Consider the following 13,741-nt stretch of genomic DNA (forward strand, 5'->3'; position numbering starts at 1 on the left):
GTCCGATCCACCAGCAGAGGACCGGCGCTCCCTCCGAGTCCGCGTCGCCCCGCTGAGGCGACGCCGGGAGCGCCGACGAGCGCACCCGAGAGGCTTCCCATGGTTTCCCCCCGTTTCACCCCCGACCGCCCCGCCCTCGTCGGCCGGCTGCGCGCCGCCGGCTGCGTCTTCGCCGAGGACGAGGCGGAGCTGCTGATCGCCGCCGCCGACTCGGCGCGGGAGCTGGCCCGGCTGGTCGACCGCCGCGTCGCCGGGCTTCCCCTGGAGCACCTGCTCGGCTGGGCCGAGTTCTGCGGCCGGCGGATCGTCGTGCACCCGGGTGTCTTCGTGCCCCGTGGCCGTACCGCGCTGCTCGTCGACGCGGCGATCGCGGTGGCCGGGCCGCACCCGGCGGTGCTGGACCTGTGCTGCGGTTCCGGCGCCGCGGCGGTGGTGCTGCACGAGCGGCTGGCGCCCCGCTGGCTGGCCGCCGCCGACATCGACCCGGTCGCGGTGGCCTGCGCCCGGCGTAACCTCGACCCGCTCGGCGTGCCCGTCTACCAGGGCGACCTGTTCGACGCGGTGCCTGCCGGCTGGCGTGGCCGGCTGGACCTGGTGGTGGCGAACGCGCCCTACGTGCCGAGCGCGGCGGTGGCCCTGCTGCCGCCCGAGGCGCGACTGCACGAGGCGTCGGTGGCGCTGGACGGCGGTGCGGACGGCCTGGCGGTGCTGCGCCGGATCGCGGCCGGCGCGGCGCGGTGGCTCACCCCCGGCGGGCACGTCGTGGTCGAGGTCAGCGCCGTGCAGGCCCCCGACCTGTGCGAGGCGTTCACCGCCGTCGGGCTCGATCCCGGCGTGGTGCGCGACGAGGAGCGGGAGGCGACTGCGGTGACGGCGTGCCGCCCCGGGTGACCCGGTCCGGCGGCGGCGTGGCGGGCGGCGCGGTGGAGAACTAACCTCAGGTCAGGCGCGGTGGGAGGGCGGTGGCGGGTGGGCAGCGCAGGGGTTCCGGTGGTGGTGGGGCTGGACAACGGCGGCACGAGCGACAACGCGACAGTGCTGACCGTCGACGGCCGGTTCCTGGTGGACGGGCTGCTGGAGATCCCCAGCGAGGTCGGCGACGGGCCGCAGGCGGCCGTGGCGGCGCTGGTCCGGGCGTTCGACGGCGTGCTGGCGCACACCGGGGTGCCCCGTGAGCTGGTACGCGCGGTCGGGCTGGACACGCCCGGTCCGGCCAGCGCCACCGGGGTGATCTCCTCGCGCGGCTCGACCAACTTCTCCCAGCCGGCCTGGCGGGGCTTCGACGTGCGCACCGCGTTGGAACGGCAGCTCGGACTGCCGGTGGTGTACGCGAACGACGGCAACGCCGCCGCCCTCTACGCCCACCACGTCCACTTCGGCGCCCAGGCGTTGGCTCGGTCGTCGGTGTCCGCGATCGTGGGCACCGGCCTCGGCGGGGGAGTGGTGGAGAACGGCTGGGTGGTCGCCGGTGCGGCCGGCATGGCGGGTGAGCTCGGGCACGTGCACATCCCGCTGGACGGGCTGCTCGAACCGGACCAGCCGGTCCCGGACTGCGCCTGCGGGTTCAGCGGGGACGCGGAGAGCGTCGCCTCACTCACCGCCATCCGGCGTAACCTGCTGCCGTACTGGCTGGCCCGGCACCCGGAGCATCCGCTGGCGGCCGAGGAGCCGGGCCGGGCGGCGAAGCTGCTGCGCGAGCACGGTGAACGGGGCGACCCGTTGGCGCGTCTGGTCTTCGCCCAGCAGGCCAAGGCGTTGGGTCGGCTGTTCACCATCGTTGCCAACTTCACCGACCCGCACGCGTACTTCGTCGGCGGCGGGGTGGTGGAGGCGGCGCCGGAGTTCCGGGACTGGTTCCTCGCCACCGTCGCCGCGCACACCGTCCTGCGCGAGGAGCAGCGCGCGGTGGCCACCTTCGCGCTGGTCCCGGACCGGGACATGGCCGGCGCGCGGGGCGTGGCCATCGCCGCCCTGGAGGCGTCCAGGGCGGGGCTCCCGCTCACCGTGGCGGCCCCGGGTGGGCCGCACGCCTGACCCACCTGTCAGGCGTGCGGCGGGCCGGCGGTGAAGGCGGCCCAGGCGGCCGGCGGGAAGACCAGCACCGGGCCGGCCGGGTCCTTGGAGTCGCGCACCGCGACCGCCTCGGCCAGCGGCGCCATCTCCACGCACGCGCCCTCGTCGCCGCTGTGGCTGCTCTTGCGCCAACTCGGCGCCGGGTGGTTCGTGCCGTTCATGGGGTCACCTCTCCCTGAGCAGGCGGAGGAGCTGGTCCCGACTGGCCGCCGGGCTCAGCGCCACGGTCCGCAGGTGCTCCATGATCTTGGTGCAGGTGCGTAGGTCGCCCGGCCGGTCGAGGACCATCTGCCCGGCGATCGTCTCCACCGAGGCGATGATCGGGTCCTCCGGGTCGGCGAACTCCAGGATGTGCAGTGAGCCCCGGGTCCCGCGGTGGTAGCCGGCGGCCAGCGGGATCACCTGCACCGTGATGTTCGGCAGCTCGGCCATCTTCAACAGGTGCTGGAGCTGGCCGGCCATGACCGGGCGGTCACCGACCGGGCGCAGCAGCGCGCTCTCGTCGATGATGGCGTCGAGGATCGGCGGGTCGCCGCCGGAGAGCCGTTGCTGGCGGTCCAGTCGAAGTTGGACGCGTTGTTCCACCTGCTGGTCGCTGAGCGTGTGTGGCCCGCCGCGCATGACGCCGCGGATGTAGTCGGCGGTCTGGAGCAGGCCGGGCACCACCGACGGTTCGAAGTTCGCGATGCCGGTGGCCTCGGCCTCCAGGGCGATGAAGTCGATGGTGCGCCGGTCCAGCAGGTACGAGTAGGACACCCACCAACCGGGCTTGCGGGCGTCCTTGGCGAGTTGCACCGCGGCCGCGATCTCGTCGGGCCCCACGCCGTAGCTGATCAGCAGCGCCCGTACGGTGGCCGGGCTGACGAGCGTCTGCGCGTTCTCGTAGCGGGACAGGGTGCTGCGGGTGCTGTTGATCTCGTCGGCCGCGGCCTCCAGGGTGAGGCCAGCGGCTTCCCGGTGGTTGCGCAGGGCGATGCCGAGCCGTCGGGACCGAGCGGTCTTGGGCGCCATGCATCGAGGGTCGCACATCGGATGGGAAGGCGGCCGTGAGAGAACATCGATGAGAGTTGCATTCACGCAGAGAAGACTGTCAATCTGTTATGGCGTCCTCACCGCCGGTTGTCGTGGCGACGGTGGCGGTGAGCGACCGGAGGGGATGGGGCGCGCGGCGATCGGATCTCCACTCCCCCCACGATCCGATCGTCGCGTGCCCCTGCCGGTTCGCAGGCGGGGAGGGGCGGCGATGACGGAGACGGCCAGCCACCCCCGACGCGTGGGGGGCCGGAGGTGACCCGGTTCCTCGTGGTCCTGACCGACGTCCGCCCTGCGGGGAGCCGCGGGCGCGACGAGCGGACCAGTCCCGAACGCCGCCGACAGGTGGTCGGCGCGAACAGCCGGGAGGCGGCCGACCGGATCGCCGGCGCGTTCATGGCGTTGGGCATGGTGCGGGCCCGCCGGCAGCGGGTCAAGGTCATCGCGGTCGGCCGCCGGCCCCGGCACCCGGCCGGCTGACCTCGACGCCGCCGGGCAGATTACTCCCCGTACAGGCGGTCTGACCGTTTGCCACCCGACTCCGCGTCTGCCCGGGTATGGGTCACCGCTGCCGGCAACGCACAGTAAGGTCAACCGGGTGAGCGCCACCGGCGAGCACGGCCAGTTCCAGTCGCAACCGGTGAGGTGACCATGACCACCCCAGGCAAGACCCGTGTGGCGATCGTCTTCGGTGGGCGCAGCCCCGAGCACGGCATCTCCTGCGTCAGCGCCGGAAGCGTGTTGGCCGCCCTCGACCCGGACGAGTTCGAGGTGGTCCCGGTCGGCATCACCCGGCAGGGCCAGTGGGTGCTCACCGACGGCGACCCCGGCCGGCTCGCCATCGCCGATCGCAAGCTGCCCGAGATCACCGCCGGTTCCGGCGCCGAGCTGGTGCTGCGCGCCGACCCGGCGGCCGGTGGCCTGCTGGTGCTCGACCCGGCGCAGGGGCCGGTCGCGCTTGCCGACGTGGACGTGGTCTTCCCGGTGCTGCACGGCGCGTACGGGGAGGACGGCACGATCCAGGGGATGCTGGAGATGGCCGACATCCCCTACGTCGGCGCGAACGTCTTCGCCTCCGCCGCGGCCATGGACAAGGAGTTCACCAAGAAACTCTGCGCCGCCGAGGGCATCCCGGTCGGCTCCTACGCGGTGCTGCGCGCCGGGATGTCGTTGAGCGAGGAGGACAAGGAGCGCCTCGGGCTGCCCGTCTTCGTCAAGCCGTCCCGGGCCGGCTCCTCGTTCGGCATCACCAAGGTCGACGACTGGGCCGACCTGGACGCCGCGCTTGCCACCGCCCGGGAGATCGACAGCAAGGTGCTGGTCGAGAGTGCGGTCGTCGGCCGCGAGATCGAGTGCGGCGTGCTGGAGGGGGAGGCCGGCGGCGCGCCGGAGGCCTCGGTGCTCGCCGAGGTGCGGATGATCGGCGACCACGACTGGTACGACTTCGAGGCCAAGTACATCTTCGCCGACGAGGTCTGCGAGTACGACGTGCCGGCGGACCTGCCCGACGCGGTGGCCCGGCAGGTGCGTGACTACGCCACCCGCGCCTTCACCGCGCTGGACTGCTCCGGGCTGGCCCGGGTCGACTTCTTCGTCACCCCGGACATGGACGTCTACCTCAACGAGATCAACACCATGCCCGGGTTCACCCCGACGTCGATGTTCCCGAAGATGTGGTCGGCCAGCGGGCTGGAGTATCCGAAGCTGGTCAACCGGCTCATCCGCACCGCCCTGCACCGCCGCACCGGCCGCTGACCGGCCGGCGCGGCGGCGGGCGTCAGGCCGAACAGCCCGAGGGGGCCTTCGCGGCCGACGGGACGGAGCTGACGATGGTGTCCGAGATGCCGGTGACCCACTGCAACGGCGCCTCGTAGGTCTTCGGCACCCGCACCCGGATCGCGGTCTCCCGGTCGACGGCGGTCAGGACCGTGGCGTCGCCCTCCTCGGTGGGGTGCCAGCAGACCTTGTTGACGACCCACACCTCGTCGGTGGGCGGGACGACAGGCGGGGCACCGCCGCAGGCGACGGTGAGCGCCGGATCGCCGTACGCGGCGTTCTGTTCCGGCCCCGCGGTGACCGGGCGCTGCGGCAGGTCACGCACGCTGTCCGGGAGCTGCGACATCAGGGCCCGGCAGACCAGGGTCGGCCGCGCGTCCAGCGCCGGCGCGGCCATCTGCACCGGGGCGCTCGACTGGACCCGGGGGCTCGCCGACGCGTCCGGCTGCGCCTGCGGCGCCTCCGGGGCCAGCTTGGCCAGCGCGAACGCTGCCACCGCCACGGTCACCGGTACCGCCACGAGCGTGGCCCAGAGCGCGGCCCGTCGGGTGGAGCCGTCCGGGCGGGGGGATTTCGTCTCGTCCACTTACAGCCGCACCACCGAACACGTGAGGGTGCGGGTGATGCCGGGCACCAGCTGCACCTTGCTGACGATGAGTTTGCCCAGCTCGTCGACCGTGTTCGCCTCGGTGAGCACGACCACGTCGTACGGCCCGGTGACGGCGTCGACCCGGACCACGCCGGCAAGGTCCGCGATCCGGCCGGCCACGTCACGCGCGCGACCGACCTCCGTCTGGATGAGGATGTACGCCTGTACCACGACTCGACCTCCGTCCGTCGCCTCCGGGCGACCCGAAGGGTGAAACTACCGTACTGAGCGGCGGTGATCCCGATCGGTCGCCGGTCAGACGCGGTGAGCGAGCACACGCCGACGCGGAGCGGGGTGGGACGTGCGGGACGACGAAGCGGGACGAGGGGACGGCATGACGGTCACGGAAGTCGGCGAGTTCGGGCTGATCGACCGGGTGACCGCCCGGCTGGCACACGGGGAGAGCTGCCTGCTCGGTCCCGGCGACGACGCCGCGGTGGTGGCGGCGCCGGACCGGCGGGTGGTCGCCTCCACCGACGTGCTGGTGGAGGGGCGGCACTTCCGGCGCGACTGGTCGGCGGCGCGGGACGTGGGGCACCGGGCGGCGGCGGCGAACCTCGCCGACATCGCCGCCATGGGGGCCACCCCGACCGCCCTGCTGGTGGCGCTCTGCATGCCGGCCGACCTGGACCCGGCCTGGGCCGAGGAACTGGCCGACGGGTTGGGCGCGGAGGCGGCGCTGGTGGGTGCGAGCGTGGTCGGCGGGGACATGTCGGCCAGCCCCACGCTGACCATCGCGGTGACCGCCCTCGGTGACCTGGCCGGCCGGGCTCCGGTGGTCCGCTCCGGCGCCCGGCCCGGGGACGTGGTCGCGCTGGCCGGGCGCACCGGCTGGGCGGCGGCCGGATACACCGTGCTGTCCCGGGGCTTCCGCACCCCCCGGCTGCTGGTCGAGGCGTTCCGTCGCCCCGAGGTCCCGTACCCGGCCGGACCGACCGCCGCCGCAGCCGGCGCCACCGCCATGATCGACGTGTCGGACGGGCTGCTGGCGGATCTGGGGCACGTGGCCGTCGCCAGCGGGGTGGCGATCGACCTGACCCGGGACGCCTTCGAGGTGCCCCGGCAGATGCGCGACGCGGCGCAGGCGCTCGGCGTCGACCCGTACACCTGGATCCTGACCGGCGGCGACGACCACGCCCTGGTGGCGACGTTCGCCGGGGACGCGACGCTGCCGGACGGCTGGCGGTCGGTCGGTCGGGTGGCCGCGGGCGCCGGCATCACCGTCGACGGCCGCGGGTACGACGGTCCGCGCGGCTGGGACCACTTCCGCCGTGGCGCGGAGTGATCTGCGTCGGCGACCGCAAGCCGGACGGGGGCCGGTGCCGGCGGCGGTCGTAACCTGGCACGGTGAGTGAGATCGAGATCCGACCGCGGCGCTTCGACGCGCCCGAGTCGCAGGCGTTGGTCCGGGCGGCGCTGGCCGACCTCGGCGCCCGGTACGGCGGCAGCGGCGACGACACCCCGGTGGACGCGGCCGAGTTCGCCCCGCCGGACGGCGAGTTCCTCGTCGCCTACCTGGACGGGCAGCCGGTGGGCTGTGGCGGTTGGCGCAGCCACGGCGAGGGCGTCGACACCGCCGAGTTGAAGCGGATGTACACCTCGCCGGCCGTGCGGGGCCGGGGCGTGGCCCGGTCGGTGCTCGCCGCGGTCGAGCGGTCCGCCCGCGACCACGGCCGCAAGCGGATCGTGCTGGAGTGCGGCGACAAGCAGCCCGAGGCGATCGCCATGTACACCTCGTCCGGCTACGAACCCGTCCCGAACTTCGGGTTCTACAAGGACGCCCCGGGCTGCCTGTCGTTCGGCCGTACCCTCTAGCCGACGGTGATGCGGATCTGGTCGGCGGCGCGTCGCGCGGCGTCCGCCGCCTCGTCCGGGGTCGCGCCCCAGGCCATCAGGTGCCCGCTGCGGTGCGCCGAGGAGAGCAGCTCCGGTACGGTCTGCCCGACCTTCGTCTCCACCTGCACGTCGAGCACGCCGGGCACCCGCAGCGCGTCCCGCCGGCCGTCGACGGCGGTGACCCGGCCGGGCGGGGCGATGAGGAACTCGATGGCCGCCGCGCCTGTCGCCCGCGTCGGCAGGGCCGGCCGTTCACCGCGCAGCACCCGCAGGTACGCCTCGATGACGTCCCGCTCGTAGGCGATCGAGATCAGCGCGGTGATCATGTCACCGGGCATCCGCGCGGCGCACTCGACAAGCGTCGGTACGCCGTCGACCAGGATCCACTCGCTGTGCAGCATGCCGCTGCGGAAACCGGCCGCCGTGGCGAGGCGTACCGCGGCGGCGCGCAGCGCGTCGTGTTCGGCCACGGGCAGGGCGGACGGCACGGTGTGCCCGGTCTCCACCGGGTACCGGCCGCCGGCGATCCGCTTGTCGGTGACATTGGCGAAGATCACCTCGCCGTCGGCGACCAGCAGCTCCACGCTGTGCTCGGTGCCGACCAGCAGTTCCTCCACCAGCACACCGGTGGGCAGGCCGCGCCCGGTGGCCTCGGCCGGCTCCGGCGGGGTGGCGCTGTCCGCCCAGCGGGCCGGCAGGTCGGCCGGGTCGGTGATCAGTTGCACGCCGAGGCTGCCGGAACGGCGGGTGGGCTTGAGCACGCACCGGCCGCCGTGGGCCCGGGCGAACTCCACCGCCCGCGCCGGATCGTCGACCAGTTCGTAGGCCGGGTTGGCCAGCCCGACCCGGTCGGCGAGCAGCCGCATCCGGTGCTTGTCGGAGAAGATCTCGGCGGCCTCCACCCGGCGCCGGGCAGGCCGAGCCGCTCGGCCAGCCGGGCGCCGGCGCCGACCGCGTACTCCAGGCCGGGCAGGATCAGCCGCGTGTCGGCCAGGCCGGGCTCGCGGGCGAGCAGCGCGTCGGCGTCCAGCCCGGTCTGGTACTCGGCCGCCACGAGCCGGCTGATCATCTGCGTCCGCTCGGCGAACCCGGCCAGGCCACGACGCTCGATCACGTCCGGTTCCTCGACCAGCACCACGCTGTCGGCCGGCAGCTCCTGGTCGAACCAGCTCAGTGAGCCGAACGACGCACCCACCACCACCAGTTGCTCACGACCGAGATCGAGGTCCACCTGATCACCCTCCCCACGCCCCGCGCCGGAAACCGGACGGCCGACGCAGCAGCACCCTAACCGGCGGGAAGGCGCTGGTCGCCGGCCGGTCGGACAGCACCGCCACGCGGATCGGTGGACGGCTCGGGCGCGGTGGCCGACAGTTTGCTTGACACGACAGAAGCCGGCGGACCCCGAAGGGATCCGCCGGCGACCGACGATGTTCCGGTGGCGCTGCCGCGTCAGGCGCGGGCGACCTTGCCGGCCTTGATGCACGAGGTGCAGACCTGCAGCTTCTTGGTGGTGCCGCCGCCGGCCGGGGTACGCACCGACTGGATGTTCGGGTTCCAGCGGCGGTTGGTCTTCTTCTTGGACCAGGGCACGTTGTGGCCGAAGCCCGGCCCCTTGCCACAGACGTCGCACACGCTAGCCACGGGATACTCCTGGGATTGAAACGTTCATGAGGTCGCCGCCAGGCGCAGCCCGGGCAACCTGGCCAGGTTACCCGATGACGGTCGGCTCTGCCCAACCGGCCCTTACGCGGGCTCGACCGGCCCCTGCGCGAGCCCAGCCAGCGTACCGGCGGGCCGGTCGGGCGGACACGCGGCCGACGCCCCGGCGCGTGTCAGTGAGCGCCAGTAGGCTTCCCGACGTGGTGGACACCCTCGACGCCGCCGCGGTGCGCCGCTGGTGTGCCAGCGGGCTGGCCGCCCTGCGCCGGCACCAGGGCGAGATTGACGACCTGAACGTCTACCCGGTGCCGGACGGCGACACCGGCACCAACCTGGTGCTCACGCTCACCTCGGCCCAGCAGGCCCTGGCCATGGACCTCGGCACCCTCCCCGACGACGGGCACACCCCGCACGGGCACGCGCTGCGGCTGATGGCCCGGGGTGCGCTGCTCGGCGCGCGGGGCAACTCCGGGGTGATCCTCTCCCAGATCCTGCGCGGCCTCGCCGACACGCTCGCCGCCGCGCCGACGGTCCGCGGCCGGCAGCTCGCCGCCGCGTTCGCCGCCGCCACCACCGCCGCGTACGCCGCGGTTGCCCGTCCGGTCGAGGGCACGCTGCTCAGCGTGGTCGCCGCTGCGGCCCGCGCGGCCCAGCGCGCGGACACCGACGACCTGCGCACGGTGGCCCGGTGCGCGGCCGAGGAGGCGGCCCGCGCGTTGGCGCGTACCCCCGAGCAGTTGCCGGAACTGGCCCGGGCCGGCGTGGTCGACGCCGGTGGGCGCGGCCTGTGCCTGCTGCTCGACGCGCTGGTCGAGGTGATCACCGGGGAGAGCCCCGGGCCGCCGTCCGCCCCGCCCGTGCGCCACCCGCCGGCCGCCGCCGTGCGGGAGACCGGCTCCGACGCGTACGCCTACGAGGTGCAATACCTTCTCGACGCCACCGACGGGGCGGTGGCCCGGCTGCGCACGGAACTGGACGCGCTCGGCGACTCGCTGGCCGTGGTCGGCGACGGCTCCGGCACCTGGAACGTGCACGTGCACGTCAACGACGTGGGCGCGGCCGTCGAGGCGGGCGTGGTCGCCGGCCGGCCGCACCGGATCACCGTCACCCGCTTCGCCGACCAGGTCGCCGCGGTCGCGCCGGCGGCTCCCCGGCCGGAGGGTCGGGCCGCCGTGGTGGTGGCCACCGGCGCGGGTATCGCCGACCTGGTCACCGCCGAAGGCGCCGTGGTGGTGCCGGCGAACCCGTCCACGGGTGAGCTGCTCGACGCGATCCGGGCCACCGGCGCCGCCCGGGTGGTGGTGCTGCCGAACGACCCGAACACCCAGTCGGTGGCCAGCGCGGCGGCGCGGGAGGCGCACGGCCTCGGCATCAAGGTCAGTGTGGTGCCCACCCGCTCCCCGGTGCAGGCCCTCGCCGCGCTCGCGGTGCGCGACCCGAAACGGCGCTTCGAGGACGACGTGATCGCGATGGCCGAGGCGGCTGGCGCCTGCCGGTACGCCGAGGTCTGCCACGCCGCCCGGGAGGCGCTCACCGTCGCCGGCCCGTGCCGGGCCGGCGACGTGCTGGCCCTGGTGGAGGGCGAGGTGCATCTGATCGGGCAGGACCTGACCGACACCTGCACCGCCGTCGTCGACCGGATGCTCGGCGGTGGCGGCGAGCTGGTCACCCTGCTCTGCGGCGCGGACGCCCCGGCCGGGCTGGCCGACCGGGTCCGCGCCCACGTCGAGCGCGCCTGGCCGTTCGTCGAGGTGCAGGCGTACGAGGGCGGGCAGCCGTACTATCCGCTCCTGCTGGGGGTCGAATGACGAACGAAGAGCCACCTCCGTCGGCGACCGCCGGCCTCGCGGAACCGGCTCACTCCCCGGGCGCGCCGACCACAGTGGACACCCCGCTGAAGAAGCTGGTCGGCGACCGCACCGCGAAGGCGCTGGCCGGGCACCTCGACCTGCACACCGCCGGTGACCTGATCTACCACTTCCCGCGCCGCTACGACGAGCGCGGCGAGCACACCGACATCCGCTCGCTGGACGTGGGGGAACAGGTCACCGTGCTCGCCCAGGTGCAGCGCACCGCCGTGCGGCCGATGCGCCAGCGGCGCGGCAACCTCCTGGAGGTCACCGTCGGCGACGGCTCCGGCGGCGTGCTCACCTGCACGTTCTTCGGCAACCAGGCCTGGCGGGAGCGGGAGCTGCGGCCGGGCCGGTGGGGCTTGTTCGCCGGCAAGGTCACCGAGTTCCGGGGCAAGCGGCAGCTCAACGGCCCGGAGTACGTCCTGCTCGGTGAGGGCGGCGAGGGCGAGGCGGCGGTGAACGAGGAGGTCGAGGAGTTCGCCGGGGCGCTGATCCCGGTCTACCCGGCCGCAGCGGCGGTGCCGACCTGGGTGATCGCCCGCTGCGTGCGCGTGGTGCTGGACACGTTCACCCCGCCGGCGGACCCGCTGCCGGCGACCGTGCGGGCCACCCGCAGTCTGGCCGGCATCGGCACCGCGCTGAGGGAGATCCACCGGCCGTCCAGCAAGGAGGCGCTCTACCGGGCCCGCCGCCGGTTGAAGTGGGACGAGGCGTTCGCCGTGCAGCTCACGCTGGTGCAGCGCAAGCACCGGGCGGCGGCGTGGCCGGCACGGGCCCGGCCGGTGAAGACCGGCGGCCTGCTGGACGCGTTCGACGCCCGGCTGCCCTACGAGTTGACCTCCGGGCAGCAGGTCGTCGGGCGGGAGATCGCCGCCGACCTGGCCCGGGCGCACCCGATGCACCGCCTGTTGCAGGGCGAGGTGGGCTCCGGCAAGACGGTGGTGGCGTTGCGGGCCATGCTCCAGGTGGTCGACGCCGGCGGGCAGGCCGCACTGCTGGCCCCGACCGAGGTGCTCGCCGCCCAGCACCACCGGGGCATCCTCGACCTGCTCGGCCCGCTCGGTCGGGCCGGTGAGCTGGGCGCCGCCGAGGACGCCACCCGGGTGGAGTTGGTCACCGGTTCGCTGGGCGCGGCGGCCCGGCGCCGGGCGTTGGCCGAGGTGGCCGAGGGTCGGGCCGGCATCGTGCTCGGCACGCACGCCCTGCTCTACGAGGGCGTCGACTTCTCCGACCTGGGGCTGGTGGTGGTGGACGAACAGCACCGCTTCGGCGTGGAACAGCGCGACGCGTTGCGCGCCAAGGCCGAGCAGCCGCCGCACGTGCTGGTGATGACCGCCACGCCGATCCCGCGGACGGTCGCCATGACCGTCTACGGCGATTTGGAGACGTCCACGCTGTCGCAGCTTCCGCAGGGTCGCTCGCCGATCGCCTCGCACGTGGTCCCGGCCGCCGAGAAGCCGGCGTTCCTCGACCGGGCCTGGCGCCGGGTGCGCGAGGAGGTCGCCAAGGGCCACCAGGCGTACGTGGTGTGCCCGCGGATCGGTGAAGGGCCGGTGTCCGACGAGGAGGCGCCGCGCGAGGACGACAACGGTCGCCGGCCACCGCTGGCGGTGACCGAGGTGGCGCCGCTGCTCGCGGAGGGGCAGTTGCACGGGCTGCGGATCGGGGTGCTGCACGGGCGGCTGCCGGCCGAGGAGAAGGACGCGGTGATGCGCGCGTACGCGGCAGGTGACCTGGACGTGCTCGTCGCCACCACGGTGGTCGAGGTGGGCGTGAACGTGCCCAACGCGACCGTGATGATCGTGCTGGACGCCGACCGCTTCGGCGTGTCCCAGCTGCACCAGTTGCGCGGCCGGGTGGGTCGCGGTTCGGCGGCCGGTCTGTGCCTGCTGGTCACCGAGGCAGCCGAGGGTTCGTCGGCGCGGGAACGGCTGGACGCGGTGGCGTCCACCACGGATGGGTTCAAGCTCGCCGAACTCGACCTGGAGCAGCGCCGTGAGGGCGACGTGCTCGGTGCCACCCAGTCCGGCCGGCGTTCCCACCTGCGGCTGCTGTCGCTGAGACGCGACGCCGAGCTGATCCGGGACGCGCGGGCCGAGGCGATCGAACTGGTCGAGGAGGACCCGGATCTGGTCCGGCATCCGGCGCTGGCGGCCTCGGTCGCGGCCCTGGTCGACGAGGAACGGGCCGAATACCTGGAGAAGGGCTGAACTCGACTTCGTCGATGTCTGCGTCCTCTCGACAATGGTGTGTTCCTGCTGGCGCGGTGCGACGAGGTCCAGTTGAGCCAGGTGACCGGCTCGGCCTCCACCGACGACAGACCCAAGCAACTGAGCAGCACGTCACCACGACCAGGTGCAACACTGTTTCGGTGATTACGGTCGGAACCGTCCGGGAATGGCACAGCGACGACGGTTGGGGAGTCCTCGACTCCGACGCCACCCCCGGCGGATGCTGGGCCCACTTCAGCAACGTCCTGATGAGCGGTTACCGCGTCCTCAGCCCAGGTCAACCGGTCTCGTTCGAGTTCGAGACCGGCTGGCAGGACGGATACGACTATCGGGCCCTCGCCGTCTGGACCGGCAACGACCGCCCACCGGCACCCGCCCCTCAGCAACCGTCAGCGGCCTACAGCAGCATCCTGCGCCTGGAGTTCGATGCACCGACAGACGGCGACACTCCGAACCGTGCAGATCAACCGCAGTAAGACTTGCCTGGAGTTTCGCAGCTCGGCGCGCTACACCCGCTCGTCTGAACGCTGCAGGAGTTACGAGACATCCCTTACGACCTCGTGCATGGTTGCAGATCCTTGAGCATTGATGATCGTTGTTCGCGTCATGGTGGGTGCTGCGATCTTGAC

General features: G+C 73.7%; 16 protein-coding genes. 9 read left to right on the plus strand and 7 right to left on the minus strand.

Annotated features, from left to right (window positions below):
• Positions 1–99: 99 nt before the first annotated feature.
• Complete coding sequence (locus ACLQ2X_RS21790; protein ID WP_425682927.1) at positions 100–891, plus strand: putative protein N(5)-glutamine methyltransferase; 792 nt, start codon at positions 100–102, stop codon at positions 889–891.
• 78 nt (positions 892–969) lie between these two features.
• On the plus strand, positions 970–2,034 hold the full coding sequence (locus ACLQ2X_RS21795; RefSeq protein ID WP_425682928.1) for an ROK family protein: 1,065 nt from the start codon (positions 970–972) through the stop codon (positions 2,032–2,034).
• 8 nt (positions 2,035–2,042) lie between these two features.
• Here the strand turns inward: ACLQ2X_RS21795 and ACLQ2X_RS21800 are convergent, their stop codons facing one another.
• Positions 2,043–2,234 carry a DUF397 domain-containing protein gene (locus tag ACLQ2X_RS21800; RefSeq protein WP_425682929.1) on the minus strand — a complete coding sequence of 64 codons (192 nt, stop codon included), beginning with the start codon at positions 2,232–2,234 and terminating at the stop codon, positions 2,043–2,045.
• 4 nt (positions 2,235–2,238) lie between these two features.
• Positions 2,239–3,084, minus strand: coding sequence for a helix-turn-helix domain-containing protein (locus ACLQ2X_RS21805; protein WP_425682930.1), 846 nt, complete (start codon positions 3,082–3,084; stop codon positions 2,239–2,241).
• Positions 3,085–3,360: 276 nt separating this feature from the next.
• On the opposite strand from ACLQ2X_RS21805, the gene ACLQ2X_RS21810 reads away from it, so the two are divergent.
• A complete protein-coding gene (locus ACLQ2X_RS21810) occupies positions 3,361–3,585 on the plus strand; it encodes a hypothetical protein (protein ID WP_425682931.1) in 225 nt (74 codons plus the stop codon).
• 171 nt (positions 3,586–3,756) lie between these two features.
• The gene (locus ACLQ2X_RS21815; protein WP_425682932.1) at positions 3,757–4,860 is read left to right on the plus strand and encodes a D-alanine--D-alanine ligase family protein; all 1,104 of its coding nucleotides are present in this window, start codon (positions 3,757–3,759) and stop codon (positions 4,858–4,860) included.
• A 22-nt stretch (positions 4,861–4,882) separates the two neighbouring features.
• On the opposite strand, the gene ACLQ2X_RS21820 is transcribed toward ACLQ2X_RS21815, so the two are convergent.
• Positions 4,883–5,467 carry a DUF3515 family protein gene (locus tag ACLQ2X_RS21820; protein WP_425682933.1) on the minus strand — a complete coding sequence of 195 codons (585 nt, stop codon included), beginning with the start codon at positions 5,465–5,467 and terminating at the stop codon, positions 4,883–4,885.
• Positions 5,468–5,701, minus strand: coding sequence for an Lrp/AsnC ligand binding domain-containing protein (locus ACLQ2X_RS21825; protein WP_425682934.1), 234 nt, complete (start codon positions 5,699–5,701; stop codon positions 5,468–5,470).
• Positions 5,702–5,864: 163 nt separating this feature from the next.
• On the opposite strand from ACLQ2X_RS21825, the gene ACLQ2X_RS21830 reads away from it, so the two are divergent.
• Together ACLQ2X_RS21830 and ACLQ2X_RS21835 are read left to right on the plus strand one after the other, a co-directional pair.
• Positions 5,865–6,815 carry a thiamine-phosphate kinase gene (locus ACLQ2X_RS21830; RefSeq protein WP_425682935.1) on the plus strand — a complete coding sequence of 317 codons (951 nt, stop codon included), beginning with the start codon at positions 5,865–5,867 and terminating at the stop codon, positions 6,813–6,815.
• 62 nt (positions 6,816–6,877) lie between these two features.
• The gene (locus tag ACLQ2X_RS21835) at positions 6,878–7,345 is read left to right on the plus strand and encodes a GNAT family N-acetyltransferase (protein ID WP_425682936.1); all 468 of its coding nucleotides are present in this window, start codon (positions 6,878–6,880) and stop codon (positions 7,343–7,345) included.
• Here the strand turns inward: ACLQ2X_RS21835 and ACLQ2X_RS21840 are convergent.
• The 3 genes from ACLQ2X_RS21840 to rpmB all read right to left on the minus strand — a co-directional run bounded on the left by ACLQ2X_RS21840 (position 7,342) and on the right by rpmB (position 9,010).
• A complete protein-coding gene (locus ACLQ2X_RS21840) occupies positions 7,342–8,160 on the minus strand; it encodes an ATP-grasp domain-containing protein (RefSeq protein WP_425682943.1) in 819 nt (272 codons plus the stop codon). The two genes, ACLQ2X_RS21835 and ACLQ2X_RS21840, sit on opposite strands and share 4 nt — an antisense overlap.
• Entirely contained in the window at positions 8,082–8,597 is a 516-nt protein-coding gene (locus tag ACLQ2X_RS21845) for a hypothetical protein (RefSeq protein ID WP_425682937.1), read from the minus strand. Before ACLQ2X_RS21845 ends, ACLQ2X_RS21840 begins: the two co-directional genes overlap by 79 nt.
• Before the next feature lie 221 nt (positions 8,598–8,818).
• Positions 8,819–9,010, minus strand: a complete 192-nt coding sequence (gene rpmB / locus ACLQ2X_RS21850) for a 50S ribosomal protein L28 (protein ID WP_091064024.1) — start codon at positions 9,008–9,010, stop codon at positions 8,819–8,821.
• 218 nt (positions 9,011–9,228) lie between these two features.
• Between rpmB and ACLQ2X_RS21855 the strand changes: the two genes are divergently transcribed.
• From ACLQ2X_RS21855 to ACLQ2X_RS21865, 3 genes are all read left to right on the plus strand, one after another.
• Positions 9,229–10,836 carry a DAK2 domain-containing protein gene (locus ACLQ2X_RS21855; protein ID WP_425682938.1) on the plus strand — a complete coding sequence of 536 codons (1,608 nt, stop codon included), beginning with the start codon at positions 9,229–9,231 and terminating at the stop codon, positions 10,834–10,836.
• Positions 10,833–13,091 carry an ATP-dependent DNA helicase RecG gene (recG, locus tag ACLQ2X_RS21860; protein ID WP_425682939.1) on the plus strand — a complete coding sequence of 753 codons (2,259 nt, stop codon included), beginning with the start codon at positions 10,833–10,835 and terminating at the stop codon, positions 13,089–13,091. The genes ACLQ2X_RS21855 and recG overlap by 4 nt, the downstream gene beginning before the upstream one ends.
• A gap of 161 nt (positions 13,092–13,252) precedes the next feature.
• Positions 13,253–13,588 carry a cold-shock protein gene (locus ACLQ2X_RS21865; RefSeq protein ID WP_425682940.1) on the plus strand — a complete coding sequence of 112 codons (336 nt, stop codon included), beginning with the start codon at positions 13,253–13,255 and terminating at the stop codon, positions 13,586–13,588.
• The last annotated feature ends 153 nt before the right edge of the window (positions 13,589–13,741 follow it).

The organism is Micromonospora sp. DT31 (genome assembly GCF_049841795.1).
Classification (GTDB): domain Bacteria; phylum Actinomycetota; class Actinomycetes; order Mycobacteriales; family Micromonosporaceae; genus Micromonospora.